This window comes from Micromonospora sp. NPDC049060 (assembly GCF_040649055.1).
GTDB classification, from domain to species: domain Bacteria; phylum Actinomycetota; class Actinomycetes; order Mycobacteriales; family Micromonosporaceae; genus Micromonospora; species Micromonospora reichwaldensis.
On record NZ_JBEZEV010000091.1, the window covers coordinates 1 to 26,248 of the forward strand.

Below are 26,248 nucleotides of genomic sequence, written 5' to 3' on the forward strand. Positions count from 1 at the left end.
CTCGTCAGGCACCCACTCTGAGATCAACCGGTCGTCCACAGTAGAAGAGATCTACCACCAAGGTCAGCCGACTGCCACCTGAGACACGCTCTAAGTTGTGGCGCATGAGGCAAGTGCAGCAATTTTATGCCTGCTTTAAGTACGTACACTTCTCTGCGGGCTGAGGCGTCGCCCTTTTCGTCTAGTTGGTAGCCGTCCAGCCATGTCCAGCCGTCGTAGGTGTATAGGTCTTTGCGGACCTTGATGAGACGGAAGAAGATCGGCCGTGCGAACTGCGGACTGGCAGCACGGGTCAGGTGCAGGACATCACCGGGTTTCACGTCGGCTCTTCCTGTCGCGCCAAGCGCGTAGGGTTTCGCCGGCCGCCGACAGGCGTGGGCATCCGTCGTCGGAGCACTGCCGGCAGGTGGCGCGGTTATGGAAGTCGACGACGTTGCCCGCCATCAGGACGAGGAACGGGGGCTCTGGTCGCTGCTGCGGGATCGACATGGCCTACCTCTGGTTGAGGCGCGTCGCGGTGTTCCTGGAGCGCCAAAGTCCTGCCTTGGTCATCAGGGGTGGCTCCGGTGTGGGGACGGCAGCTCGACCAACCCATCTATGTGGCTCCTTGCCGTACCTGCATGGGGCAGGCTCGCCGGCTAGGTAGTCGACAGGTTGGTCGGGGCGTTGGAACCACTTGAACCTAGTCATGCGTAAAGGGTAAGCGACTAGTGGCTGTGGTAACTAGGTGTCCATCAAGTTGACTCACGCCTAGTCGGCGTGTGCCTAGCGTCAGCGTCATGGGCAAGAAGCTGCGGCTGGTGGGTTCGGGGGAGATCCGGATCATGCTCGGTGGCGTCTCGCGCCAGCGCGTCTACCAGATCACCAACCGGCGTGACTTCCCTGAGCCGGTAGCCACGCTCCAGATGGGCAACGTCTGGCTTGCCGAAGATGTTGAGGCGTGGATCGCTGCCAAGCGCGGGGACCTGGACTAGCTCCAGGGTGGTTCCACCGCGACCCCGGGCCGGGGTGAACTGACGACACGAGAAACGCCCCGGTGACGATCTCCCGGGGCGCTCGTGTGCGGTGTGGTGGTGCTACAGCTCGTCGACGGCGAAGGCGGTCACCAGTTCGGCCATGCTGTCGATGACGACATCGGCGGCGGCGAAACGCTCGCGCTTGCCGGGCTTGTTGGCGTACCCGATGGCGGCGACTCCGGCGGCGTGGGCAGCCTCGATGTCGCTGACCGAGTCACCGACGAGGACGCATTCCGCCGGCTCGGCGCCCAGCTCCCGCACGGCTGCGAGCACCGGGAACGGGTCCGGCTTCATCCGCTCGGGCGCGGCCTCGGGGCGACCGATGACCGGGTGCACGTACGAGGTGAGGCGTCGGGCGCTCAGGTAGGCGTGGACGGAGTCGGCCGAGTTGTTGGAGACGATGGCGACCCGGCGGCCGGTCTGCTGGGCAGCGACGATCACTTCCCGGCCGTACGGCGTGGGTTCGGCGGTGCGGGCCGCGGTGACTTCCTCGCGGGTCATGGCCTCGTCGACCAGGCGGACGACGGCGGGGCGCCCAAGGGTGACGGTGAAGCGGAGCACGGCAAGCGGGTCGCGTTCGGCCAGGATCTCGGGCGGCAGGGTGACGGCCTGGTCGACGAGCAGACGGCGCAACGCATGGGCGACGGTCGACGCGGAGTGTTGGGCGAAGATGCTGCACACGGGGCCGTCAAAGTCGAGCAGGATCACGCGGGCACGGTCGATCACCTTGGCCAGGTCGACGGCGGTCACGAGGCGTACTCGCGGGCGATGGTGCCCCACATGCTGTCGAACCAGGCGCGGGCCTGCCCGACGTAGAGGGCGTCATTGCTGGCGTCCTCGTCGCTGGGCGTGAACGGGAAGAGGATCGCGTCTTTGCCCATCGCGTCGTAGATCGCCATCGGCTTACCGTCGACGGAGACGGTGTGCTCGACCACCGGGTAGAAGCCGAAGAACGCTTCCTGCTCGTTGATGATGAAGAGCTTGAACAGCGGGGCGGCCCGGTGGACGCGCACCTCGGTGGTGGCGGTCTTGACCAGCCCGAGGTCGGCAAGTTCCTGAACGGCGTCGGTGAGTGCGTGGATCGAGCGGTCGGTGATGCGGCGGGCTCGGGCGCGGATGCCGGGGTCGTCGGCCTGGCCCTCGGCGCGGCAGGGGATCGCCATCGGTGACGTCATGTCGGAGATCAGGACGCGAACCCGGATCGACTCCGGGGTGAGGCGCCCGATGCGGACCTTGTCCAAGGTCTCCTGGATCGCGTTGTACATCGTCTCTCCGGAGAAGCCGGCGAAGTCGATCGTGACGTTCGTGGCCTCGAATGCTCGTTCGATGTGCGGCCGGAGTCCGACCGGGCGTTCCGTGTTGGCGCGGACGAAGGTGCCGCTGCCCTGACGGGTGACGATCAGCCGCTCATCTTGCAGCTTCCGAAGGGCTACCTTGATCGTCTCGCGGGCGACGCTGAACCGCTCGACGAGGTCGTGTTACGGATCGGGTTACGGTGCTGCTGCTGTTCACTACCACCCGGCGCGGTGCGATCAACCGGCGCACCTTCGACGGCAAGAACTGGCGGCCGGCATCACGCCGACCCGGGCGACCGGGATGCAGGCGTTGCGCTACTTCTACGCCTCGTCGCTGCTCGACGCCGGGGAGAGCATCAAGGCCCTCGCGTCGTGCCTCGGCCACGCCGACCCCGGCTTCACGCTTCAGGTCTACACACCTGATGCCGGCCAGCGAGGAACGCGCCCGGATCGCGATAGGTGCCCTGTTCGCATGAATAATGCGGGAGCTGGCTGCACTGTCGAGCAGAGATCGCGCATACCAGTAGTGACTCTGGTTGGAGTGTCGGCTATGTGACTCGTTTGATTGCACGGCCGGACGATCGGGAGCTGTGCCGGGTCGCTGATCCCACTATCCTTGATCCATGGCTCTGCTCGCTAGTCAGCCTCTGTCTGCTGCAATAGGCCTGGCGCTAGTGCTATTTGTGATATGGGTTTTCGTCGATCATGAATGGCTGTCGGGGATTTTGTTGTTGATAGCGCTGGCGTATGTGACGGTTCCCTTTGTGCGGGATAGCGATTATGTAGCTCGCATCCTGCTTGAGCAGGTAGTCGTAATCCTTTTCCTTATGGGTCGATCTTTGGTGTTTGCGTGGACGGGCTATGTTGCCAGTGGCGTGTCCAGGTTCCTCTTTAGCCTGTTGGTGATTGTGGCGGCATGGATATGGATTCAGCGCGGAGCTGGCTCTAAGCTCTGGGTGGCGGTAGCGCTGCTTGGGGTAGTAGTTTTGTGGCGTATTGCGGTAAATGCTGGTAGGTCTGAGGCTGAGGTTCAGGCGAATTTCCAGTACCAAACTGCGGCTGAGGTGACGCCTCAGGCCTTATTGAAGCGCGATGAAGCCCTCCTGGGGGCGGTTTACAAGGTAGCGCATGGTCGAGCAGGGAAGTTTGTGGCTGCGCGAGACATTGCGGCCTTTCTGGAGCTGTCAGGTCAAGAGGCGGAGGTGGCTGTTCATCGTTTGATTGATAGCGGAAAAATTGAGGAAAATGAGTACGGCTCCGCTTTGAGTCGGAGAGGCATCGAGGCGTTCGAGCGTCGACATGCCGCCGGGAAGTGGAGATCGCCAGTGAGTAACATCTTTAATTTTCATGGAAATGCGTCTGGCGTCTTTGGGTCCGACAATAAAATTTATGGAAACAAATTTACGTCCGGTGTTCTTTCGGACGGTTTGTTGGAGAAGCTTCTAGCGGCTGCCGTCCAGGCTCGTGCCGAGGCGGCGGGGCCGCAAGCCCGACAGATCGATGCAGCCGTGGCTGAGGTGCAGGCTGCTGGTGACGATCCAGACCGGCTGAGGCGCGGAGTCCAACGGCTTGCGCGAATCGCAGGCACCCTAGGTGAGATTGGCGCTCCCCTTCTGAGAGTTGCGACCGAGGTAATCACGGTACTTCCCAGCTAAGGATTGCTGTCGCGTCCGCGTGTGCCAGAAGCATGTGCGGCCGGCTCGGCGAAGTAGGTGCTGACCTTTTGAGTAGGTCTTTATTCCACGCCCGACGGCCCAGCGACGGCTCGCAGTGGTTGTCGCCGGACTCCGCCCCAGGTCAGAAGGCGTTTCGCCTCCATGGTCCGGCGTGCAGGTCGACTCGTCCGTCGCCTACCAGCTCAGAGCCGCGACCAAGGCTCTGAGCTGGTTCTACGTCCGGGTGTCGATGGTCGGTCTTGGATAACATTTGTCGGCGTTTGACGCCCTGCCGACGCTCTGGCGCCTTGGAGGCGCCCTGAGTGCTGAGTCAGTTGGCCTTGGCATTCTTGGTCGATCGCTGTCCTACCGGAAGCTCCGTTCCATCTGGAACAGCGACACGTCATCGCGTGTCCTGATCCGGCGCCCCTCGTCACGATGAGTTGTTCGCCCTTAGTCTGAGGCGTGCTCGAAGCCGGCAGCCGCACGCGTAGCCAGCCACCCCCACCAGCCATCGTCTTCGAGGCGCTCATCGAGCCGGACCGGGACCCGGCGCGCCCCTGGCTGCGGCTGCTCGACGACGAGCAAACTCCGCAGATCCTGCACGCGGAGCATCCGCGCCTGGTCATATGGTCGTCACTGTGGCCCAGGCGTCCCGATGCTCAGGTGCGATTCGACCTGGTACCCGACGGTACACAAGGCACGCAGTTGCGCTGGATGCTGTTGGTTGCCGAGCCCTTGCCCGACCCGTCGCTGCTGTGACACCTACGCAAGCGGCTCAATGAACTGATCAACGCGAACCTGCGCTCCACATTCGGCCAGTAGGCAGGCCACGGCTGGTGGACGCCAGCCAACGATCGGCGCACCACGTGAAGCGCCAAAAAATGGCGCCGGGGCATCCAGAATCGCAGTAGAGCCGCCGCCTTTCCTCTACGTCTGGGTCGACTCGGGTGCCGAGCCCGGCCTGGCCCGCGTCCAGCTCCTTGCTTTCAGCGGGTGGCGTGCTCTCGGAGCAGGTGGTCACCTCTGAGGATGGCTTGTGATGCCGTCCAAGATGGTGGTCAGGTTGTGGTGGAAGGTCTCCTCGGCGTTGAGGTGAGCGCCGTCGACGACGAGCCGGGCGATGGTGGGGTAGCGGCCTGTGTCGAGCATGCGTGTCAGGTAGGGCCCGAGGGCGGCCTGCCAGGCGGACACGTCGGTGCCGGTGGAACGGGCGGTGCGTCGCTCGGTGACCTCGCTGCGGAGCGCCCCGATGAGGAACGCGTTGAGGGCGCCCACGGCCCGCTGGAGGTCGTCGATTCCGCGTACGCCGGGGGCCTGGCTGAGCGCCGCCGCGGTCGATTCGCCCACGGCGAGCGCATGAGGTCCCAGGTGCGGCCTCGCGCCGAGCAGGTCGGCGAACCACTCATGCTCAAGAGCGGCGTCGCGGGTCCGGTGGACGATGGCCAGTAGCGTGGCGCGCCACTCGGAGTGCTGACCGGCCTCGGCGATCTGGGCATACACGGCGTCGACCATCAGGTCGAGCAGTTCGGACCTGTTGGTCACGTAGTCGTAGAGCCGCATCGGACCGACGCCGAGCTCTTTGGCGATCTTGCGAACCGACAGGCCGTCGAGGCCGTGTGCGTCGGCGAGCCCGATGGCCGTGGCGGCGATCTTCGCGCGGCTCAGCGGCACCGGCGCCGCTCGCGGTTGAGGCTCGGGCCGTTCCCAGACGGGCAACGGCGCGCTACCGTACGGCGTATCCATGGGATACAGCGTACGGTAACGGAGGTGATGATGCGGATCGCGATTGCCGGCGGTGGCCTCGGCGGCCTGACACTGGCGCGAATCCTGCACCGGCACGGCATCGACGCGGTGGTGTACGAACGCGAGGCGGGCCGATCCGCGCGATCGCAGGGCGGATCGCTCGACCTGCACCCGGAGTCCGGACAGCGGGCCCTGGCCCGGGCGGGCCTCGCCGGCCGGTTCCGGTCCGAGGCGCGGCCGGAGGGCGAGGAGCATCGCATCCTCGACCCGGCCGGGCGCACCCTCGTGCACCACACGCCACGACCTGGCTCGTTCTCCGGACGCCCCGAGATCGACCGCGCCGCACTGCGCGATCTTCTGCTCGATTCGCTCCCCGGCGACGCGGTGGCCTGGCAGCACCGGCTCGTGGCGGCGACGCCGCAACCCGACGGAGGCTTCGGGCTGACGTTCGACGGTGGCCACCGCGCCGACTGCGACGTCCTCGTCGGCGCGGACGGCGCGCGCTCGGTCGTCCGGTCGCTGCTCACCGACGCGAAACTGTCCTACGTGGCCACCCTGGTGGAGCTGAGCATCAGCGACGCCGACCGGCGCCACCCGGATATCGCCGAGCTGGTCGGCCCCGGGAACCTGTGGTGCGTCGGCGTGAACCAGATCCTTGCCGCGCAACGCCTCGGCGACGGCGGCATCCGAGTGGGCATCTCCCTCCGCGCGGACGATCGGCACCTGGACACCTACCGCAGCAAGCGGGCTCTGCTGGAGATGTTCGACGGCTGGGACCCGGGTCTCACCGCACTCATCGAAGCCGGCGACAGCGCACCGACGCCTCGCAGGATCGAGGCGCTGCCCATCGGCACACGCTGGGCCCACCAGCCGGGCGTCACCCTCATCGGTGACGCCGCGCACCTCATGCCGCCGGTCGGCGAGGGCGCCAACCAGGCCATGCTCGACGGCGCCGAACTCGCCGGCGAACTCGCGGCCAACCCCGCCGACCCGGACTCGGCGATCCGGGCGTACGAGGAGGCGATGTTCACCAGGATCATCCCGATCGCCGAAATGTCCGCGCGAGTCCAGGCGATGATGCTGTCCCCGACCGCAGCCGACGACATCGTCCGCTTCTTCACGCCCCGGCCCGCGCAGCAGGAGTTAGCGCCCCCGTACGAGGGGTAGTCGGCGAGCGCTCCTGACAAGCGGCGGGGAGGTCGTATGACGACGACCAGCACCTTCTTCGAGCAGTTGGCCGATGTCGGCCACGATCCACGGTTGTGCAAGGTCCGCGGCACCGTCCGGTTCGACATCCGGGAGGGGGACCGGATGGAGCAGTGGCTGCTCGACATCGACCATGGAAGCATGCGGGTGACGCAGGGCGACGGCCCGGCGGACACGGTCATCACGGTCGCCGCCGACGTCGCGGAGGCGATGACGCGGGGCGAGATGAACGGCTTGGCCGGGATCACCCGGGGCGAGATCATGGTCGACGGGAACCTCGCGTTGGCGCTGCGGGTCGGGCGGCTGTTCCCGGTGCCCCCCGCCGAACGGCAGCAGGCCGTCTCCGGCCGCGGGGAGTGACCCGATGAAGGACATCCCGGGCACCGTGTCGTGCATCGACGGCAGCACCTTCATCGTCTCGGATTCCAGCGGTGACGTGGAGTCCTCACCCGCGACCCCGGTCGGCCTGTTCGCCGCCGACTCGCGCTTCCTGTCCCGCTGGGTGCTCACCGTCAACGGCGAGCGGCTGACCGCGCTGTCGGTGGACGACAGCCAGTACTACGAGGCGGCGTTCTTCGTGGTGCCGGGCGGGCAGACCGACTACGTGGAGGCCGACGTGTCGGCGATCCGCCGGCGGCGGATCGGGCCGGACCTGACCGAGTCGCTGACGGTGTTCAACTACGGCGAGAAGGAGATGGACCTCGACGTGCGACTGGAGGTAGCGGCCGACTTCGCCGACATCTTCGACATCAAGTTCGACATCCGCCAGAAGGCCGGCAGCCACTACACCCACGTCGGTCCGGACGAGTTGCGTCTGGGCTACCAGCGCGGCACGTTCCGGCGCGAGGTGTCCGTCTCGGCAAGTGCGCCCGCCGACTTCGACCGGGACGGGCTCCGCTTCACGCTGCGGCTGCCGCCCGGCGCCCGGTGGTCGACGGAGCTGCGGGTCGTCATGCGGGCGCTGCGTCCGGACGGTGTCGACCTCCGCGCCGCCGTGCGCGCGCTGCGACCGGACGCCGCCACGCTGCCGACGAGCGTACGGGGGTGGGTCGCGGAGGCCCCGAAGCTGGACACCGACAGCGACGCACTGCAAGAGGTGTACCACCGCAGCCTGGTGGACCTGGCGGCGCTGCGCTTCGCTCCGCTCTCGCTCAGCGGCGCGACCGTGCCGGCGGCCGGGTTGCCCTGGTTCATGACCCTGTTCGGTCGGGACAGCCTGCTGACCTGCCTGCAGAGCCTGCCCTTCACCCCGTCGCTGACCCCGCCGACGCTGCGGATCCTCGCCTCGTTGCAGGGCGCCCGGACCGACAACGTCCTGGAAGAGGATCCCGGTCGGATCCTGCACGAGCTGCGCTACGGCGAGTCGGCCGCGTTCGAGGAGCAGCCGCACTCGCCGTACTACGGCACCGTGGACGCCTCGCCACTGTTCGTGGTGCTGCTCGACGAGTACGAACGGTGGAGCGGCGACGTGGCGCTGGTGATGGAGCTGGAGCAGGAGGCCCGGGCGGCCCTGGCGTGGATCGACAAGTACGCCGACCTGACGTCCACCGGCTACCTCTGGTACGAGCGACGCAACCGGGTCACCGGGCTGGAGAACCAGTGCTGGAAGGACTCCTGGGACAGCATCTCCTACGCCGACGGCAGGCTGCCGGGCTTCCCCAGGGCCACCTGCGAGGCCCAGGGCTACGCCTACGACGCCAAGATCCGGGCGGCGCGGCTGGCCCGTACGTTCTGGAACGATCCGGCCTACGCGGACCGGCTGGAGAGCGAGGCGGCGGCGCTGTACGAGCGCTTCAACCGGGACTTCTGGCTCGACGACCGGGGTTACTACGCGCTCGCCCTCGACAGCGACGGCACTCCCGTCGACAGCCTCTCCTCCAACATCGGGCACCTGCTGTGGAGCGGGATCGTGCCGCCGGAGCGGGCCGCGCGGGTCGCCGAGCACCTGATGGGCCCGGCGCTCTTCTCCGGCTGGGGAGTGCGGACCCTCGCCGAGGGGCAGGGCCGCTACAACCCGCTCGGATACCACCGTGGCACCGTCTGGCCGTTCGACAACTCGTTCATCGCCTGGGGCCTGCGCCGCTACGGATTCGCCGCCGAGGCGGGACGCATCGCCGAGGGCATCATCGACGCGGCCACCTACTTCCAGGGCCGGCTCCCCGAAGCCTTCGGCGGGTTCGACAGGCACACCACGCGGTACCCGGTCCGGTACCCCACCGCCGGCAGCCCACAGGCATGGTCCAGCGGAGCGTCCCTGCTGCTCATCCGGATCATGCTCGGCATCGAACCGCACGAGGACCATCTCGCCGTGAGCCCGGCACTGCCCTCCGGCTTCGACCGGCTCGCGCTGCTGGACATCCCGGGCCGCTGGGGCAGGGTGGACGCGTTCGCCCGGCACCGCTTCGACCAGCCACGAACCAATGGCGGCGGATCCGACCCGAGCCTTCCCTGAGGCGGAACGGCCCGTGCCGCAGCCGGCCGGGACCGGAGATCTCCCGTACCCGGCTGTCGGCGGACGGCACGCAGGCGGACGCCGAACTCTGGATCCCGGTGGAGCCCGTCACCGGCTGATCTCGTCCAGCACACCGCGTTGGAAGGCGCGGGCCTCGGGACCGTTCGGCGGCGGCCCGCCGGCCCGCGCCGCGATCGACCGTTCGATCAGGTCCGCAGCCCCGCCGCCGATCGGGTCGGGGGCCTCGCCGCCGGTCGCGTGGCGGGCAGCCGCGCCGTGGGTCGGGTGGTCCGCCGCCGCGCCGTCGTCGGAGGGGGCGGCCCGCCGGCCGTCGGCGGCCAGCCGGCGGCCGGCGTCGACCTTCGACAGCCAGACGCCGTGCCGGACCTTGACCAGGGAGCGGCAGGCGCCGAGCACCGCGTCCTCGGCCCCGGGGGCGGGACCGTCGCCGGGCGGGGTCGGCAGGGCCAGCCACCAGCGCAGCGCGTCGGTCAGCAGGCGGCGCAGGTCGGCGGGGGAGAGGTCGGCGAAGGCCTCGGCGGCCGGCGGCCCGAGCAGGGCGTACCCGCACTGGTGCAGGATGCTGCGGTCCAGGCCGTACCAGAACAGGCCGTCCTCGGCGGGACGGCCGGCGGCGGCCCACGTCGCCCGGAACGGCATCCGCGCCCCGGTGTTCAGCTCGACCTCGAACCCGGGTTCCGGCGTGCCGGAGCGGGCGACCGCCCGGCGGTACACGACCAGCTCCAGCCCGCGCGCGGGGCACGGCAACGCCTCGTGCCGCAGCCGCGCCACCAGTTCCCGCCTGCGCCCGAGGTCGAGGGCGTCGGCGCAGACCAGCGCGACGTCGACGTCGCTGCGCCCCGGCTGGTACGCGCCCAGCCCGACCGAGCCGGCCGCGTACGCCCCGACGAGGTCGTCGCCGAGGACGTCGCGGGCGGCGGCGACCAGGTCGGCGAGGTAGCGGCGCAGGGGCGGGTCGAGGTCAGTCACCGGACTCGGCCCAGGCCGTCCCCGCGGGCAGGAACCACGCGGTCGTCTCCGGGCCGAGGGCATGCGCGACGGTCAGCCGCGCGTGCCGGTCCAGCGCGGGCAGCCGGTCCGGCGGGAACCACTCCACGGCCACCGACTCGTCGTCGTTGACCCGGGCGGTGCCGGCGATCAGCCGGCAGTGGAAGCCGAGGTTGAGGAACTCGCACCGGTCACCGTTGGGGTAGGTCCGCGGGCGCGACATGACGCTGCTCAGGCGGATCGGCTCGACCTCCAGGCCCGTCTCCTCTCGCACCTCGCGGACCACCGCCGTGGCCGGCTGCTCGCCCGGCTCGACGATGCCGCTGACCACCGACCAGCGCCCGTCGTCGACGCGCCTGCCGAGCAGCAGCTCGCCGGCGTCGTTGCGCACCACCGCGCTCACGCTCGGCAGCAGGAGCAGGTCGTGGCCGACGCGCTCGCGCAGCCGCAGGATGTGATCCGGAACGCCCATCCGGCGACCCTAACCCGCCCCCCGTTTGCCAGTCGGGGCACGACAGCCGTTCGAGGGCGACGGGGCCGGCGTCGGAGGGCACGGCCAGCGCGAAGCACGCCGCCGAGTCGGCCCGCTGCCGGCCGAAGACGGAGGCCGCCGTCTTGGCGACCCGGACGCGGAAGACCAACCGTACGGTCGCCCCCGCGCGGGGTCCGTCGCTGCGTACGGTCAGCACCTCGACCCCGTCCACCGCGTCGGCGGCCCGCCGCAGCGTCGACTCCCCGGCCGCCGGTTCGGCGAGCAACCGCGCGCGGGCGAGCTGCGCGGTGGCGGTCACCTCCCGCTCGGCCCGTTGCTCCAGCCGCTGCCGTGACCGGGCCCGCAGCAGCGGCAGCCCGGTGGCCGCCCCGACCACCGCCAGCACGATCGTCGGCGCCGCCACCGCCAGTACGCGCCGCGGCCACACCGATGTTCCACCCCCGTGTCGCACGGGGCGATTGTGCGCCACGGGCCCGCCCCGCGGCTGCCCCGTCGCGGGCCGACGGGGCGGGCAGCGTACCCCCGAGTGGCCCTGTTTTCGCAGTTCCAGCCCTTGACGGCGGGGGCACGTCTACTGTGGAGAACATCGGCGACTTGTGGTGTTCCGGTGGCGGCGGGGTGGTTCGCGGTGCACAGTGATCCCATGAGCGACAGCGGAAGCGGTGGGCACTTCTACTGGTGCACCCGGCACCACCGGGTCGAGACCGACGCCGACGTGTGCCCCGCCAGGCACGTTCTGGGGCCGTACGCCTCAGCCGCCGACGCGGAGAACGCCCTGCAGACGGTGCGGGAGCGCAACGACGCGTGGGAGGCCGAGGACGCCCGCTGGGCCGGGGAGGACAGATAGGCGGCGCGGGACGGCCCGCGCCGAGGCACGTGGTGCTCCGCGAGGGCGAGAGCACGTCCCCAGGAAGGGAACCGAGATGGCCGAAGCACAGCAGGCCACCACCCGCCCGGCCGCCAGACGTACGACCGCCAGGAAGACCGCCGCGGCGGAACGGACCGCGGGCACGGCGCGGACCGTGCGCCCGTCCGCCACGTCCACGGCGGCGAAGAAGGCACCGGCCGCGGCGAAGAAGACGACCGCCACCGCCGCGAAGAAGGCGCCCGCCGCGGCGAAGCGGACGACGGCGGCGGCCAGGAGCACGGCGGCGAAGAAGACGACCTCGGCGAAGACGCCAGCCCGGCAGGCGGCGACGAAGGCCGCCACCACGGCGAGGAAGGCCACCGCGCCGGCGAAGAAGGCCACCGCCAGCGGCACCGCCCCCGCCCGCAAGGTCACCTCGGCGGCGAAGAAGACCACCACGGCGGCGGGGAAGAGCACCACCACGGCGGCGAAGAAGACCGCGACGGCGGCGAAGGCCCCGGCGAAGAAGGCCACCGCCAGGAAGACGATGCCGGCCAGGAAGACGACGGCGGCGAAGAAGACGATGCCGGCCAAGAAGACGACGGCGGCGAGGAAGACGGCCGCGACCCGGCCCACCGGCGGCGCCCGCAAGGCCGTCGCGACGAAGGCCCCCGCCAACAAGGCCACCGCGACCTCCTCGGCCACCACCCGCAAGGCGGCGGCGAAGAAGGCCCCGGCGAAGAAGACGACCATCGCCCGGGCCCCGGCGAAGAAGGTCACCGTCGCCAGGGCGCCGGCGAAGAAGGTCACCGCCCGCAAGGCGCCCGCCCCGACGACCGCGGCCCGGGCCACCGCCCCCCGGGGCGTACGGGCGAGCGCGCGCAGGGCGACCGGCTGACCGCGACGCGGATGACCGGCACTCGCCGGGAAGCGGATCATCCGCCACACTGTCAGGATTGACCCCGTGGTGATCCGACGCGTACTCGCACCCCGAATCGACTTCGGCGCGCTGCGCCGCGAACTGGGACTGCCCGAGGGGTTCCCGGCCGAGGCGCAGCGCGAGGCCGACGCCGCGGCGGCCGCGCCGCCCCGGCCCGCCGCCGACCGCACCGACGTCCCGTTCGTCACCGTGGACCCCGCCGGTTCGCGCGACCTGGACCAGGCGATGCACCTCGCCCGCCGCCCCGGTGGCGGCTACCGGGTGTCGTACGCGATCGCCGACGTCGCCGCGCACGTCCGCCCCGGCGGCGCGCTGGAGGAGGAGACCTGGCGGCGCGGGCAGACCGTCTACCTGCCCGACGGCACCGTGCCGTTGCACCCCGAGACCCTCAGCGAGGGCGCGGCCAGCCTCCTGCCGGACGTCGACCGGGCCGCCGTGCTGTGGACGATCGACCTGGACGGCGACGGCGGCACCGTCGGGGTCACGCTCGAACGCGCGCTGGTGCGCAGCCGGGCCAAGCTGGACTACGTCGGCGTCCAGGCGGACGCCGACGCCGGCCGGCTGCCCGACGCCATCGCCCTGCTGCCCGAGATCGGGGCCCTGCTCACCGCGCGCGGGCTGCGCCGGGGAGCGATCAACCTGCCGCTGCCCGAGCAGGACGTCGAGGCCGACGGCGACGGCTGGCGGCTGGTGCTGCGCGGGCCGGTGCCGATGGAGGAGCACAACGCCCAGATCTCGCTGCTGACCGGGATGGCCGCCGCCGACATCATGCTCGCCGGGGGCATCGGCCTGCTGCGTACGATGCCGGCGCCGAAGCCCGAGGCGGTGGCGCGGCTGCGGGCCGCCGCCGCCCCGCTGGGCGTGCACTGGCCGGACGGCGCCGGCCCCGGCGAGGTGATCGCCGGGCTGGACCCGTCGCAGCCCCGGGCCGCCGCCTTCGTGGACCAGGCCGCCGAGCTGATGCGGGGCGCCGCGTACACGGCCTTCGACGGCGCGCCGCCCGAGCAGCGGGAGCACGGCGGGGTCGCGGCCGCGTACGCCCATGTCACGGCGCCGCTGCGGCGACTGGCCGACAGGTACGCCACGGAGGTCTGCCTGGCCCTGCACGAGGGCCGGGCGGTGCCCGACTGGGCCCGCGCGGCGCTGCCCCGGCTGCCCGAGGCGATGGCCACGACCGACCGGACCGCCTCGGCGGCCACCCGGGGCGCGATCGAGCTGGCCGAGGCGGTGCTGCTGGAGCACCGGGTGGGGGAGACCTTCGACGCGGCGGTGCTGGACGTCGACGCGGCCCCGGACGGCAAGGCCCGCCCGGGCCGTCGGCCCGGCGGCACCGTCGCGCTGGACGAACCGCCGGTGCGTGCCCGCTGCCTCGGCGAGCTGCCGCTCGGCGAGCGGGTGCGGGTCCGCCTGGTCACCGCCGACCCCGCCACCCGCGCGGTGGCCTTCGAACTGGCCTGATCCCGCCGGCCCGCCCACCCCCCGGCGTCGACGCCGCGCTGCGGCTGCCGCACCCGGGCGCGTGGTGGCCGCCGGGCCGGTCCGATCTTCGCCGATGGCGGCTGCCCGGCGCTGCTGCGGCAGCGGGGATTGTCACAGCGCCCGCGGCTGCCGCCGGCCTGCGGGTTTGCGAGGATGGCGGCATGGCTTACGACGCGAGCACGCTGCCCGACGTGTCCGGGCTGACCGTCGGCATCATCGGCGGCACCGGCGACCAGGGGAGGGGTCTCGCCTACCGGTTCGCCCGGGCCGGCCAGTCCGTGCTGATCGGGTCCCGTACCGCCGATCGGGCCGTCCAGTCCGCCCAGGAGATCGCGGCCCTGCCCGGCGTGCCCGCCGGGGCGCCGGTGGCCGGCGGCGGCAACGAGGAGGTGGCCCGGCGGAGCGACGTGGTCGTCATCGCGGTGCCGTGGGACGGGCACGCCGCCACCGTCGCCGCCCTCGCCGAGCCGCTCGCCGGCAAGATCGTCGTCGACTGCGTCAACCCGCTCGGCTTCGACAAGCAGGGCCCGTACGCCCTCGCCGTGCCGGAGGGCAGCGCCGTGCAGCAGGCCGCCGGGCTGCTGCCCGACTCACGGGTCTGCGCCGCGTTCAACCACGTCAGCGCCCCGCTGCTGGCCGACCCGGAGATCGAGCGGATCGACCTCGACGTGCTGATCTGCACCGAGGACCGCGAGCTGGTCGGCGTGGTCGCCGCGCTGGCCGCGCGGATCCCCGGCATGCGTGGCATCTACGCCGGCCGGCTGCGCAACGCCCACCAGATCGAGGCGTTCACCGCCAACCTGATCGCCATCAACAAGCGCTACAAGGCACACGCCGGCATCCGCGTCACCGACCTCTGAGTGCCCGCCTTCGCCGACACTGACGCCGCCGGCCGGCGGGTGGCGGATCGTCACCGGTCCGTCGGCTCGTTCGCGCACCGCGCGGCGAAGTCCAGGATGCGCTGGTTGACCAGCGTGGGCTGTTCCATGGGCAGGCCGTGGCCGGCCCCAGCCACGATCTCCGTGCGTACCGAGGGAATCAGGGCCTGCGCCCGGCTCGCGGCCCGCTGCGGATGCAGCAACGAGCTGCGCTCGGCCAAGAGAAGCTGCACCGGCACGGGAATGGCGCGCAGTTCGTCATCGTCGAACCGCCGGGCGGCCGGGCGGTCGGTACGCCAGTGGCGGGCCACGATCATCACAGGCGCCAGCTGCTCGGGGGGCAGGAGCAGGGCGTGGTTGGCCAGCCGGGCGGCGAACCACGGCCGGGTGGCTCGGGGCGCCAGGGTCGCCAGGGCACCCGCGATCAGGTTGGCGTAGAACCTGAACGGCACTTTCTGCAAGCCGCCGGGCTCGATCAGGGTGACCGACGCCAGCCGGCCCGGCCGGTGCACCGCCAGCGCCGTTGCCAGGAAGCCGCCGTAGGAGAGCCCGACCAGGTGTACGCCGGTCAGGCCGAGCGCGGCCAGGGTCTCGTCGATCCAGGCGGCGCAGTCCGCCGTGCCGGTCACCGGGCGGCGTTGCACGCTGCGGCCCGGATCGTCAACGGTGTCCAGCGAGTAGACCGGATGGTGCGCCCCGAGGCCAGCCACCTGGGGGTACCAGTTCGTCGAGTTACCCTGCGACCCGTGCAGCAGCACGATCGGTGGGCCCACGCCGGGGCCGTGGCGGTGGACGTGCACGGTGCCGAAGCTGGTGTCGACGTCCTGTTCCTCCCGCGGCTGCGGCCAGGCCCCCATCGCCACGTCGTACGCCCGGAGGAACTTCTGGCGAGCCTCTTCGCTGGCGAAACGTCCAATGTGGGGCTGCTTGACAGCTGGCATGAGGCCTCCTCCATCTTGATGGTACGACTGTACGGTACACACGTACCACCAAGACGGTACGCTGAGGTGGACCACGGAACGATCATCGAGCGACGGAGGAACGGTGCCCCGGCTGTCCGACCACGACGAGCGACGCGGCGAGATCCTGACGGCGCTGCTGCGGGTCGCCGCAGGCCGTGGCCTGCACGCGGCGAGCATGCGGACCGTCGCCGCCGAGGCGGGCGTCTCGGTCAGCACCGTGCAGTACTACTTCCGCTCGAAGGACCAACTGCTTGCCGCCGGGCTGCACCACCAGGCCGAGGCGGTCGGCCGGCGCGCGACATCGGGGACGCCGACCGGCAGCAACCGGGAGACGGTGCGGGCCTGGCTGACGCAGTATCTCCCCGCCGACGACGAGCAACGCGACGCGTACACGGTCTTCGCGGCCTACCACGCGCTCGCCCTCACCGATCCGGCGCTCGCCGAGTTTCCCTACGGCCAGTACGCCGGTCAGTTCGAACGCTTGCTCGCCGAGGTGCTGCGCGCCGCCCAGCGGGTCGGTGAGGTGGCCGCGGGATGTGACGTCGAGGCGGAGGCCGGCATCCTGATCGCGCTGGCGACCGGCCTGGGCGACAGCGTGATGGGTGGCCTGCGGGACGCTGAGGCGGCCGGTGCGCTGTTGGACCACCAACTCGACCGGCTGTTCACCCCCGGCCCGCCGTGACCCCGCAGTAGCGGCGGTGCCTGTCAAGAAGGGCCCCCTGCTATGCACCAGGCGTTAACAGGGGGCCCTTCCTTACACCTCAGAAGGTGTGTTCCTCGGCGGGGAAGTCGCCGCCGCGCACCTCGTCGGCGAAGCGCCGGGTCGCGTCGGTCAGGGCGCCCGCCAGGTCGGCGTAGCGCTTCACGAAGCGCGGTGCCCTACCGGTACGCAGGCCGGCCATGTCCTGCCAGACCAGCACCTGCGCGTCGGTGTCGGCGCCGGCGCCGATGCCCACGGTCGGGATCGGCAGCTCCGCCGTGATCCGCTTGGCCACCTGCCCCGGCACCATCTCCAGCACCACGGCGAACGCGCCCGCCTCGGCCACTGCCCGGGCGTCGGCGATCACGTCGTCGGCCGTGTCGCCGCGCCCCTGCACCCGGTAGCCGCCGATGGCGTGCTCGCTCTGCGGGGTGAAGCCGATGTGCGCCATCACGGGGATGCCGGCGCCGGTGATGGCGGCGATCTGCGCCGCGCAGCGCCGGCCGCCCTCCAGCTTCACCGCGTGGCAGCCGCCCTCCTTCATGAACCGCACGGCGGTACGCAGCGCCTGCGTGGGGCCCTCCTCGTAGGAGCCGAACGGCAGGTCGCCGACGACCAGCGCGTGCCTGGTCGCCCGGACGACCGCGCGGACCAGCGGGAGCAGCTCCTCGGTGGTCACCGGGACAGTGGTCTCGTAGCCGAAGACGTTGTTGGCCGCCGAGTCGCCGACCAGCAGCACCGGGATGCCGGCCTGGTCGAAGATCGAGGCGGTGTACTGGTCGTACGAGGTGAGCATCGGCCACCGCTCGCCGCGCTCCTTGGCGGCGATCAGGTCGCGGGTGCGTACCCGCCGGGTGGCCGGGCCGCCGTAGAGGGCGGTCACCTCGGACGGGGTGGACTCCACCATGACTGTCTCCTTCCTCGAGGCCGCGTGCGCGGTCCCCGGGTTCCGCCGCGATCGTCGCACCCGACGGCCGGCCGGCGGCAGAGCGCAGTGGAGGATGTCACTCCCGGACCGCTGCCGCCCCGGGAGCGACCCGGCTCAGCCGTCCTCGCGCCATCGGTTCGTGATCGGCAGCCGCCGGTCCCGCCCGAAGGCCTTCATCGAGATCTTCGCGCCCGGCGCGGACTGGCGGCGCTTGTACTCGGCGGTATCCACCATCCGCAGCACCCGGTCGACGACGGCCGGGTCGTGGCCGGACGCGACCAGCCCGTCGCGGCCCAGGTCACCGTCGACGTAGCCGATCAGGATCGGGTCCAGCACGTCGTAGTCGGGCAGCGTGTCGCTGTCGAGCTGGCCCGGGCTCAGCTCGGCGCTCGGCGGCTTGCCGATGGAGTTCTCCGGGATGGGCGGGGTCTCGCCCCGGCGGGTGGCGTCGGCGTTGCGCCACTTCGCCAGCCGCCAGACAAGCGTCTTCCAGACGTCCTTGACCGGGTTGAAGCCGCCGACCGAGTCGCCGTAGAGGGTGGAGTAGCCGACCGCCAGCTCGCTCTTGTTGCCGGTGGTCAGCACCAGGTGCCCCTCCTGGTTCGACAGCGCCATCAGGATCACCCCGCGTACGCGCGCCTGGAGGTTCTCCACGGAGACCCCGGAGAGCGACATGTTCGCCAGGAAGGTGTCCACCATCGGCTGGATCGGCTCGACCCGGTAGTCCAGCCCGGTCCGCTTCGCCAGGTCGGCCGCGTCCTCCCGGCTGTGCTCGGAGGAGTGCTGGCTGGGCAGCGAGACGCCGACCACCCGGTCGGGCCCGAGCGCGTCGACGGCGAGCGCGGCCACCACCGCCGAGTCGATGCCGCCGGAGAGGCCGAGCACCACCGAGGGGAACCGGTTCTTGTTGACGTAGTCGCGCAGGCCCAGCACGAGCGCCTGCCACACCTCGGCCTCGTCGGCGACCGGGGCGATCGTCCCGCCCGTGGCGGCGGGGCCGGCGGGCGCCGGCGGGATGTCCCCGGCCTCCGTCCGCACCACGCGCATCCCGTCCGCCAGCTCCTGCTCCGGGGCGACCGGCTCGCCGGCGGCGGGCAGCTCCACGTCGTGCACCAGCAGGTGCTCGACGAACTGCGGGGCTCGGGCGAGCAGCGTGCCGTCGGCGCCCACGATCATCGAGTCGCCCTCGAAGACCAGCTCGTCCTGCCCGCCGACCATGTTGACGTACGCGATCGTCGCCCCGGCCTCGGCGGCCCGGCGGCGGACCAGCGGCAGCCGGACGTCGTCCTTGTTCAGCTCGTACGGCGAGCCGTTGACGCAGAGGACCAGGCCGACCCCGGCCTGGCGGGCGGCGGCGAACGGACCGCCGGCCTGCCACAGGTCCTCGCAGATGGTCAGCGCCACGTCCACCCCGCCGACGCGGACGACGCTCAGCGCGTCGCCGGAGACGAAGTAGCGGTCCTCGTCGAAGACGCCGTAGTTGGGCAGGTGGTGCTTGAAGTAGGTGGCGACGATCCGACCGTGGTGCAGCAGGGCCGCCGCGTTGCGGGCGCCGCGACCGGGCTCGGCGTCGCCGCTCACCTGCGGCGGGCCGTCGGCGTCCAGGTAGCCGACCAGCACCGGCAGGGCGCCCGACCCGTCGGCGTCGAGATCGGCGGCGAGGCGTTCCAGCGCGGCCTTCGACGCGGCGACGAAGGACCGGCGGAAGACCAGGTCCTCGACCGGATAGCCGGTCAGCATCATCTCCGGGAACGCGACGATCTGGGCGCCGGTGTCGGCGGCCCGGCGGGTCCAGTCACGGACCAGGCCGGAGTTGCCAGCGAGGTCGCCGACGGTCGGGTTGACCTGGCACAGGGCGAGACGCAGGGTGGGCATGTCCTCATCTTGCCCCAGCCGTTCGGGCCCGACACGCGGGGCGGGGCGACGACGACAGCCGCGGGACAGGGCGGGACGCCCGCCGGCCGGTCGCGTAACGTCGGCGTAACGAGGCCGGTGGAGACTGGTCGGTCAGGCCGGGTCGACCCCGGTCGCAGGTGCGCAACGGTGTCGCGAGGGGTGGAAGTGGACCGTCAGCAGGAGTTCGTCCTCCGTACGCTGGAAGAGCGGGACATCCGGTTCGTCCGGCTGTGGTTCACCGACGTGCTGGGCACGCTCAAGAGCGTGTCGGTGGCCCCCGCCGAGCTGGAGGCGGCCTTCGAGGAGGGCATCGGGTTCGACGGCTCGGCGATCGAGGGCTTCGCCCGGGTCTTCGAGTCGGACATGGTGGCCATGCCCGACCCGACCACCTTCCAGGTCTTCCCGTTCGAGGGCGGGGTCAGCGGCGAGAGCGCCCGGATGTTCTGCGACATCCTGCTGCCCGACGGCGGCCCGTCCTGGGCCGACCCGCGGCATGTGCTGCGCCGGGCGCTGTCCAAGGCCGCCGAGAAGGGGTTCACCTTCTACACCCACCCCGAGATCGAGTTCTTCCTGCTGGAGAACGGCCCGCTGGACGGCTCGGTGCCGGTCCCGGTCGACACCGGCGGCTACTTCGAGCACACCACCCACGCGGTGGCCCGCGACTTCCGCCGGCAGGGCGTGCTGGCGCTGGAGCGGATCGGCATCTCCGTGGAGTTCAGCCACCACGAGGTGGCCCCCGGCCAGCAGGAGATCGACCTGCGCTACGCCGACGCGCTCACCACGGCCGACAACATCATGACCTTCCGGCACGTGGTCAAGGAGGTGGCGCTCTCCACCGGCGTGCAGGCCACCTTCATGCCGAAGCCGTTCACCGACCAGCCGGGCAGCGGCATGCACACCCACCTGTCGCTGTTCGAGGGGGAGCGCAACGCGTTCCACGACGCCAGCGACCCGATGAAGCTGTCCAAGGTGGCCCGGGCGTTCATCGCCGGGCTGCTGGTGCACGCCCGGGAGTACACGGCCGTCACCAACCAGTGGGTCAACTCCTACAAGCGGCTGTTCCCGCAGGCGTTGCCGGACCGGGTGACCGAGAGCCCCGCGTACGTCTGCTGGGGTCACCTGAACCGGTCCGCGCTGGTCCGGGTCCCCGCCTACGGCAAGCCGAACTCCGCCCGGGTGGAGGTCCGCTCGCCGGACTCGGCGGCCAACCCCTACCTGGCCTTCGCGGTGCTGCTCGGCGCCGGGATGAAGGGCATCGAGGAGGGCTACGAGCTGCCGCCGGGCGCCGAGGACGACGTGTGGTCGTTGACCAGCGCCGAGCGGCGGGCGATGGGCTACGAGCCGCTGCCGGAGAACCTGTCCGAGGCGATCGACGTGATGGCCGGCTCCGAACTGGTCGCCGAGGTGCTGGGCGAGCACGTCTTCGACTTCTTCCTGCGCAACAAGCGGGCCGAGTGGGAGCAGTACCGCCGCGAGGTCACCCCCTACGAGCGGCAGCGATACCTGTCGCTGTAGGCCCGCCTCCCGGAGCCGGAGCGGGCTCCCGCTGCTGGCGCGGTGCCGCTATCGTCTCGGTCACCGCGCCGGCATCCCCGCCGGGCGCAGAGTTCGGGAGGCAGTCGGTGCTGGAAGACCTGCTCAGCGGAGCCTGGCAGAGCGTCGTGTTCGGGGTCGTCGGGGTGGCCCTGATGGCGGCCGGGTTCGGGCTGGTCGACATGCTCACCCCGGGCAGGCTGCGGGAGCTGATCTGGGTACGGCGCAACGGCAACGCCGCGCTGCTGCTCGCCGCCAACCAGCTCGGCATCGCCGGGATCGTGTTCACCGCGATCCTGACCAGCTACAGCGACTTCGCCAAGGGGCTCGCCTCGACCCTCGTCTTCGGCCTGGTCGGGCTGGTCATCATGGCGCTGGCGTTCTTCGTGCTGGACCTGCTCACCCCCGGCAAGCTCGGCGAGATCATCTGCTCGGACGAGCCGCACCCGGCGGCGCGGGTCAGCGCCGCCACGCACTTCGGCGCCGCGCTGATCGTCTGCGCCTGCATCGCCTGACCTGTCCCGTCACACCCCCGTCGTAGGTTGCGGGGGTGAACCGGACGGACCGTCTCTACGCCCTGGTCGAGGAGCTGCGCGCCGTGTCGCCACGGCCGCGCAGCGCCCGCTGGCTCGCCGCCCGCTTCGAGGTGAGCAGCCGCACCATCGAGCGCGACATCGGCGCCCTCCAGGAGTCGGGCGTGCCGATCTGGGCCGAGCCGGGCCGCACCGGCGGCTACGCGCTCGACCGGGCCCGCACCCTGCCGCCGGTCAACCTCACCCCCGTCGAGGCGGTCGCCATGGCGGTGGCGTTGCACCGGATGCGTGGCACGCCGTTCGCCGCCGCGGCCGGCACCGCCCTGCGCAAGCTGATCTCCGTGATGCCGGCCGCCGACGCCGCCGAGGCGCACCGGCTCGCCGCCCGGGTGCACCTGATCGGCGACGGCCCGGTGACGCCCGTCCCGGCCGCCGTCGCCGACGCGGTGCGCGCGCGACGCGTGCTGCGCCTGCGCTACGCCGACCGCTCGGGTGCCGGCTCGCTGCGCGACGTGGAGCCGCTGGGCTATCTCGGCAATCCCCGACACTGGTACCTGCTGGGCTGGTGCCGGCTGCGGGCCGGCATCCGTGCCTTCCGCGTCGACCGGATCACCTCGGTCACGACCCTCGCCGAGCGGGTGCCGGAGCGCGAGCTGTCCGCCGACGACATCGACATCCCCCAGGAGCGGATCCGCAGGCTCAGCCTGGTCTGAGCCGGGACAGCGCGGCCCTCCCGTGCACGGCATGCTGTCTCTTCCGCATGTTCCCCGCAGGAGGTCACCACGTGCCCGACGCGCTCAGCTACGCCGACGCCGTTCGCCTGCTCGGCGGGGAGAAGAGCAGGGTCGTCGACTGGTTCGACAAGCTGACCGGAGGAGCCCTGCTGGCCGCCTCGGTGCCGGTGCCGGCGCTGCTGGGGATCTTCGACGCGAAGGCGGAGTTCGTCCGGCTCGGCCACGAGCTGGTACGCGGCATGTCCGAGAAGCGCTCCGGGCTGTCCCGGTACGACCGCACGCAGCGCCTGGAGGCGGCGCACGCCGTCATCGCGGTGACCGCCTTCTTCGAGGTGCTGAGCGAGATCGACCTGCCCTTCGACGTGGCGAGCGCCCGGATCAGCAAGGCCGAGCAGTTGTCGTTGGCCGGCTCAGGAGCGGTGCACGAGGCGGCCCTCACCGACGCGTTCTTCGCCACCGCGGCGCCGCTGCCTGGCCCGCAACTGCCCTATCCCGCGTTCCGCCGTGCCCTGGTCGCCTACTACGGCGGGCTCGTCGGCCGGCTGCAACAGCTCCTGCACGGCCTGGCCGTGTGGGAGGCCGTCGACGAGTGGCGGCGGCAGGCGACGGAGAAGGTGCTGCTCCGGCTGCCCATGGCCGCCGCCGACCGGCACCGCGACCTGCTGACCCAGCTCGCGGTGGACTACGTCGAGGTGTCGTTCTGGATCGGCCTGCACGAGCACGAGGCGACCCGGACGCAGGTGCGTGCCCTCTCGGTGGGGCTGGACGAGATGCGGCAGGCCCTGGTCGCCCTCTCCGCGGGAGGCCCACCCGACGGCCGTCGGGCGGCGCTCGCCGTGGCGTACACCGCGGAGTTGGGACGGCCGATCATCTCGTCCGGGGAGGTGCCGGCCGGGCTGACGGTGCCGACGCTCGGCGAGGCGTACGTGCCGCCGCTGTGCCGGATCGAGGAGTTGCCCGCCCACGCGCGACCGAGCGACGAGGCGTGGTGGGACGGGCGGCCGTTGCGTGACGACCTGTGGCAGTCCCTGGTCGTGCACCTCACCTCGCCGAACGCCACCCGCGCCCCGCTGCTGGTGCTCGGCCAGCCGGGCTCCGGCAAGTCCGTGCTGACCCGGGTCCTCGCCGCGCAGCTGCCGGTTGCCGACTTCATGGTGGTGCGGGTGGTGCTGCGGGACGTCCACGCCGCCGGGGAGCTCCAGGACCAGATCGAGCAGGCGGTCCGTAACGACACCGGAGAGAGGGTGGACTGGCCCGGCCTGTCCAGGTCGGCCGGCGACGCCCTGCCGGTCGTGCTGCTCGACGGCTTCGACGAGCTGCTCCAGGCCACCGGGGTCAGCCAGACCGACTACCTGCGCCGGGTGGCGGCCTTCCAACGGCGCGAGGCCGACCAGGGGCGTCCGGTGGCGGTGCTGGTGACCAGCCGTACCAGCGTCGCCGACCGGGCACAGCCGCCGCCCGGCACGGTGGCCGTACGGCTGGAACCGTTCGACGGCGAGCGGGTACGGGCCTGGACTGCCACCTGGAACCGGGTCAACGACGGGGCGTTCCGCGCGCTCGGCGTGCAGCCGCTGGAGCCGGCGACGGTGCTGGCCCACCGTGAGCTGGCCGAACAGCCGCTGTTGCTGCTGATGCTGGCGCTCTACGACGCCGAGGGCAACGACCTGCGATCGGCCGGCGAGCTGCGCCGGGGCGAGCTCTACGAGCGCCTGTTGCGCAGCTTCGCCCGCCGCGAGGTCATGAAGCACCGGCCGGGCCTGTCCGAGCGGGACCTGGACCGGGCGACGGAGGACGAGCTGCGCAGGTTGTCGATCGTGGCGTTCGGCATGTTCAACCGGGGCGTCCAGTGGGTCACCGAGAACGACTTCGAGTCGGATCTCGCCGCGCTGCCGTTCCTGGGCAGCCGTCCGGCGGCTGTCACGACCGACGGACACCTGCGTACCCCGCTGCGACCCGCCGAGATCGTCCTGGGCCGCTTCTTCTTCGTGCACCGCTCACAGGCGATGCGGGACCAGACCCGGGCCAGCACCTACGAGTTCCTGCACGCCACCTTCGGTGAGTTCCTGATCGCCCGGACGACCACGCTGGTGCTTGACGACCTGGCGGCCCGGGAGGCGAGCGCCCTGCTGGGGGCCACGCCGACGGACGACGATCCGCTGCACGCCCTGCTGTCCTTCGCGACACTGACCGGACGCACCCCGATCGTCACCTTCCTCACCGAGATCCTGACGTCGTGGGGCGGAAGCCGGCGGGACGCCGTGGTCGACATGCTGCTGCGCCTGTTCCGGGCGGCGCCCGGCCGGCGCCCGGCTCGCCACTTCGAGTCGTATGAGCCTCGGCAGTTGTCGGTTCCGAAGCGCCACGCCGTGTACGGCGTGAACCTGCTCGTGCTGCTGCTCGCCGCGAGCGGGCAACTGCGGGGAAGCGAACTCCCCCTGGACAGCGGCGACGTCGTGTCCGGGTGGAACCGACTGGCTCTCTTCTGGCGTTCCCAGCTCAGCGACAGCGAGTACGCCGGCCTGTTGGGCGCGGTGCGGGTCGAGCGGGCGTGGATGGGAACGCGACGGGATCTGCTCCTCTCCATCGAGGAAGGTCAGGACGAGTCGCCGCCGCCGGCGGGCGACCCCAGGTGGTTCATCAGCGGCTCCAGGGACGACAGCCCCGTGGAGGACGCGGCGAGTTACTACCTGACGACCGGGACGGACTTCGCCCTGTTCGCTCGGACCGCGCACTTCGAGTGCGACCCGAATCTCGACACGGCGCTGCACGCGCTGGGACCGCTGGGGGATCCGCTCGACGCGCTCGACGGCTTCTGGACCTTCACGGACGGCGACCGGTCGGAAGCCCGGCTCCTGCTCGACGTGTCGCTTCTCCCGATCCTCGGCGCGAAGGCTCGGGAGCGGGAGCGGGCCTACCAACGCCTGCTGGCCACCGTGGAGGAGCCGGACGAGACACCGCAGCTGCCGGTGGCGGAGTTCGTGCTGGATCGGATCTCGACCGATCCCGGGTTGTCCGCCGCGTTCGTCGCCGATGTGCTGTGTCTTCTCCAACAGGACGTGACGCTCGTCGGCTCCCTGCTGGCGTCGGCCGCCCGCTGCGTTCTTGCCTTCCTCGGCCGCGACCGGGAGACCGACGTCAGGCTGGCTGAACAGGCCGACCGCCTGATCGCCGGCGCACAGTGGTACGCCGCCGCTGGCGGCAGTCCGCTCGGCTGGCTCGACACCGACACCGCGGAGTTGGTCGTCCGCACGTACGAGGCGGGTGTGCGGCGGTACCCGGTATCGGTGGCCGAAGCGGCGAGTTTCCGCGCCCGCCACGGATCGCGTCGCCCCGACCTGGTCGACCGGTTGATTCCGCTCACCGACCCGTCCGAGTAGCGGTCTGGTCGCAAACACCGACAGGACGGTGTCGCGGACGGGGCGGAGGCTGACTCCTGACGGCGCCGGCCGAACGGCCGGCGCGCGAACGGGAGGCGACACATGTCCACGATCACCAGCGCGGTCAACTGGTTCGAGGTCGGCACGGACCGGCCGGAGGAGACCGGGCGCTTCTACACCGACCTGTTCGGTTGGGCGTTCGGCGAGCAGGGGACGCCGGAGGCGTCGTACCGGGTGACGGAGGCGGGGCCAGCGGGTTCCATCCAGGGCGCGATCCGGGACACCGGCGGGGCGAGCCCGAACTACGCCATCTTCTACGTGCAGGTGGCCGACGTGGTTGACGCCGCCCGGCGGGCGGAGGCGGCGGGCGGCAAGGTGCTGGTGCCGCCGAGGTCCAACGACAACGGGCTCACCTTCGCCCACCTGGCCGACCCGGTCGGCAACCACTTCGGCGTCTACGCCCCGCCCCCGGGGGGACCGGGAGTGTCGCCGGCGACCGCCTCGGGTCGTGCTCGCCGGGATGGTCCTGGCCGCGCTCATCGCCCGGGCCTGGACCACGGGTGCCCCGGT

23 protein-coding genes and 2 pseudogenes are annotated in these 26,248 nt (G+C 71.4%); 15 read left to right on the forward strand and 10 right to left on the reverse strand.

The window, feature by feature from the left end; translation table 11 throughout:
- Window positions 1–23: 23 nt before the first annotated feature.
- Window positions 24–320 (reverse strand): hypothetical protein, encoded by a 297-nt coding sequence (locus AB0B83_RS25160; protein WP_357580227.1) that lies wholly within the window; start codon window positions 318–320, stop codon window positions 24–26.
- Window positions 321–779: 459 nt separating this feature from the next.
- Here AB0B83_RS25160 and AB0B83_RS25165 point away from each other — a divergent pair, with 459 nt between their 5' ends.
- A complete protein-coding gene (locus tag AB0B83_RS25165; protein WP_357562767.1) occupies window positions 780–974 on the forward strand; it encodes an AlpA family phage regulatory protein in 195 nt (64 codons plus the stop codon).
- A 102-nt stretch (window positions 975–1,076) separates the two neighbouring features.
- On the opposite strand, the gene AB0B83_RS25170 is transcribed toward AB0B83_RS25165, so the two are convergent.
- Together AB0B83_RS25170 and AB0B83_RS25175 are read right to left on the reverse strand one after the other, a co-directional pair.
- Complete coding sequence (locus AB0B83_RS25170; protein ID WP_357580228.1) at window positions 1,077–1,766, reverse strand: HAD-IA family hydrolase; 690 nt, start codon at window positions 1,764–1,766, stop codon at window positions 1,077–1,079.
- A pseudogene (locus tag AB0B83_RS25175) lies at window positions 1,763–2,491 on the reverse strand (GntR family transcriptional regulator); the annotation flags it as partial. The gene AB0B83_RS25170 and the pseudogene AB0B83_RS25175, both read right to left, overlap by 4 nt.
- Window positions 2,492–2,934: 443 nt before the next feature.
- Here AB0B83_RS25175 and AB0B83_RS25180 point away from each other — a divergent pair.
- Both AB0B83_RS25180 and AB0B83_RS25185 read left to right on the forward strand, forming a co-directional pair.
- Window positions 2,935–3,966 carry a hypothetical protein gene (locus tag AB0B83_RS25180; RefSeq protein WP_357580229.1) on the forward strand — a complete coding sequence of 344 codons (1,032 nt, stop codon included), beginning with the start codon at window positions 2,935–2,937 and terminating at the stop codon, window positions 3,964–3,966.
- Between the two features lie 465 nt (window positions 3,967–4,431).
- Window positions 4,432–4,728 carry a hypothetical protein gene (locus tag AB0B83_RS25185; RefSeq protein WP_357580230.1) on the forward strand — a complete coding sequence of 99 codons (297 nt, stop codon included), beginning with the start codon at window positions 4,432–4,434 and terminating at the stop codon, window positions 4,726–4,728.
- 258 nt (window positions 4,729–4,986) lie between these two features.
- Here the strand turns inward: AB0B83_RS25185 and AB0B83_RS25190 are convergent, their stop codons facing one another.
- Window positions 4,987–5,712, reverse strand: a complete 726-nt coding sequence (locus AB0B83_RS25190) for a TetR/AcrR family transcriptional regulator (protein WP_357580231.1) — start codon at window positions 5,710–5,712, stop codon at window positions 4,987–4,989.
- A 30-nt stretch (window positions 5,713–5,742) separates the two neighbouring features.
- Here AB0B83_RS25190 and AB0B83_RS25195 point away from each other — a divergent pair, with 30 nt between their 5' ends.
- The 4 genes and pseudogenes from AB0B83_RS25195 to AB0B83_RS25210 all read left to right on the forward strand — a co-directional run.
- Window positions 5,743–6,879, forward strand: coding sequence for an NAD(P)/FAD-dependent oxidoreductase (locus AB0B83_RS25195; RefSeq protein ID WP_357580232.1), 1,137 nt, complete (start codon window positions 5,743–5,745; stop codon window positions 6,877–6,879).
- A gap of 36 nt (window positions 6,880–6,915) precedes the next feature.
- Window positions 6,916–7,278, forward strand: a complete 363-nt coding sequence (locus tag AB0B83_RS25200) for an SCP2 sterol-binding domain-containing protein (protein WP_357580233.1) — start codon at window positions 6,916–6,918, stop codon at window positions 7,276–7,278.
- A gap of 13 nt (window positions 7,279–7,291) precedes the next feature.
- Window positions 7,292–9,370 carry a glycogen debranching N-terminal domain-containing protein gene (locus AB0B83_RS25205; RefSeq protein ID WP_357580246.1) on the forward strand — a complete coding sequence of 693 codons (2,079 nt, stop codon included), beginning with the start codon at window positions 7,292–7,294 and terminating at the stop codon, window positions 9,368–9,370.
- A gap of 11 nt (window positions 9,371–9,381) precedes the next feature.
- Window positions 9,382–9,489: pseudogene (locus AB0B83_RS25210) on the forward strand (AraC family transcriptional regulator); the annotation flags it as partial.
- Here the strand turns inward: AB0B83_RS25210 and AB0B83_RS25215 are convergent.
- The 3 genes from AB0B83_RS25215 to AB0B83_RS25225 form a co-directional block, all read right to left on the reverse strand.
- A complete protein-coding gene (locus tag AB0B83_RS25215; protein ID WP_357580234.1) occupies window positions 9,479–10,360 on the reverse strand; it encodes a nucleotidyltransferase domain-containing protein in 882 nt (293 codons plus the stop codon). The pseudogene AB0B83_RS25210 and the gene AB0B83_RS25215 overlap by 11 nt on opposite strands.
- Complete coding sequence (locus AB0B83_RS25220) at window positions 10,353–10,850, reverse strand: NUDIX domain-containing protein (RefSeq protein WP_357580235.1); 498 nt, start codon at window positions 10,848–10,850, stop codon at window positions 10,353–10,355. Before AB0B83_RS25220 ends, AB0B83_RS25215 begins: the two co-directional genes overlap by 8 nt.
- Before the next feature lie 772 nt (window positions 10,851–11,622).
- A complete protein-coding gene (locus tag AB0B83_RS25225; protein WP_357580236.1) occupies window positions 11,623–12,657 on the reverse strand; it encodes a hypothetical protein in 1,035 nt (344 codons plus the stop codon).
- A 25-nt stretch (window positions 12,658–12,682) separates the two neighbouring features.
- Between AB0B83_RS25225 and AB0B83_RS25230 the strand changes: the two genes are divergently transcribed.
- Both AB0B83_RS25230 and npdG read left to right on the forward strand, forming a co-directional pair.
- Window positions 12,683–14,116, forward strand: a complete 1,434-nt coding sequence (locus AB0B83_RS25230; RefSeq protein ID WP_357580237.1) for an RNB domain-containing ribonuclease — start codon at window positions 12,683–12,685, stop codon at window positions 14,114–14,116.
- Between the two features lie 182 nt (window positions 14,117–14,298).
- Window positions 14,299–14,997 (forward strand): NADPH-dependent F420 reductase, encoded by a 699-nt coding sequence (gene npdG, locus AB0B83_RS25235; protein WP_357580238.1) that lies wholly within the window; start codon window positions 14,299–14,301, stop codon window positions 14,995–14,997.
- Between the two features lie 50 nt (window positions 14,998–15,047).
- Here the strand turns inward: npdG and AB0B83_RS25240 are convergent, their stop codons facing one another.
- On the reverse strand, window positions 15,048–15,956 hold the full coding sequence (locus AB0B83_RS25240; RefSeq protein WP_357580239.1) for an alpha/beta fold hydrolase: 909 nt from the start codon (window positions 15,954–15,956) through the stop codon (window positions 15,048–15,050).
- 103 nt (window positions 15,957–16,059) lie between these two features.
- Between AB0B83_RS25240 and AB0B83_RS25245 the strand changes: the two genes are divergently transcribed.
- Window positions 16,060–16,659, forward strand: a complete 600-nt coding sequence (locus AB0B83_RS25245; protein ID WP_357580240.1) for a TetR/AcrR family transcriptional regulator — start codon at window positions 16,060–16,062, stop codon at window positions 16,657–16,659.
- A gap of 79 nt (window positions 16,660–16,738) precedes the next feature.
- Here the strand turns inward: AB0B83_RS25245 and panB are convergent, their stop codons facing one another.
- A complete protein-coding gene (gene panB / locus AB0B83_RS25250) occupies window positions 16,739–17,584 on the reverse strand; it encodes a 3-methyl-2-oxobutanoate hydroxymethyltransferase (protein ID WP_151454030.1) in 846 nt (281 codons plus the stop codon).
- Between the two features lie 135 nt (window positions 17,585–17,719).
- Window positions 17,720–19,480 (reverse strand): NAD+ synthase, encoded by a 1,761-nt coding sequence (locus AB0B83_RS25255; RefSeq protein WP_357580241.1) that lies wholly within the window; start codon window positions 19,478–19,480, stop codon window positions 17,720–17,722.
- A 186-nt stretch (window positions 19,481–19,666) separates the two neighbouring features.
- Between AB0B83_RS25255 and glnA the strand changes: the two genes are divergently transcribed.
- From glnA to AB0B83_RS25280, 5 genes are all read left to right on the forward strand, one after another.
- Window positions 19,667–21,016, forward strand: coding sequence for a type I glutamate--ammonia ligase (gene glnA / locus AB0B83_RS25260; RefSeq protein WP_357580242.1), 1,350 nt, complete (start codon window positions 19,667–19,669; stop codon window positions 21,014–21,016).
- 107 nt (window positions 21,017–21,123) lie between these two features.
- Entirely contained in the window at window positions 21,124–21,549 is a 426-nt protein-coding gene (locus AB0B83_RS25265) for a DUF350 domain-containing protein (protein WP_132237322.1), read from the forward strand.
- Between the two features lie 35 nt (window positions 21,550–21,584).
- Window positions 21,585–22,280: a WYL domain-containing protein gene (locus tag AB0B83_RS25270; RefSeq protein WP_357580243.1), complete on the forward strand. Its 696-nt coding sequence runs from the start codon at window positions 21,585–21,587 to the stop codon at window positions 22,278–22,280.
- Window positions 22,281–22,351: 71 nt separating this feature from the next.
- On the forward strand, window positions 22,352–25,678 hold the full coding sequence (locus tag AB0B83_RS25275) for an AAA family ATPase (protein ID WP_357580244.1): 3,327 nt from the start codon (window positions 22,352–22,354) through the stop codon (window positions 25,676–25,678).
- A gap of 102 nt (window positions 25,679–25,780) precedes the next feature.
- Window positions 25,781–26,248, forward strand: a 468-nt coding sequence (locus AB0B83_RS25280; RefSeq protein ID WP_357580245.1) for a VOC family protein, incomplete at its 3' end; no start/stop codon positions are given.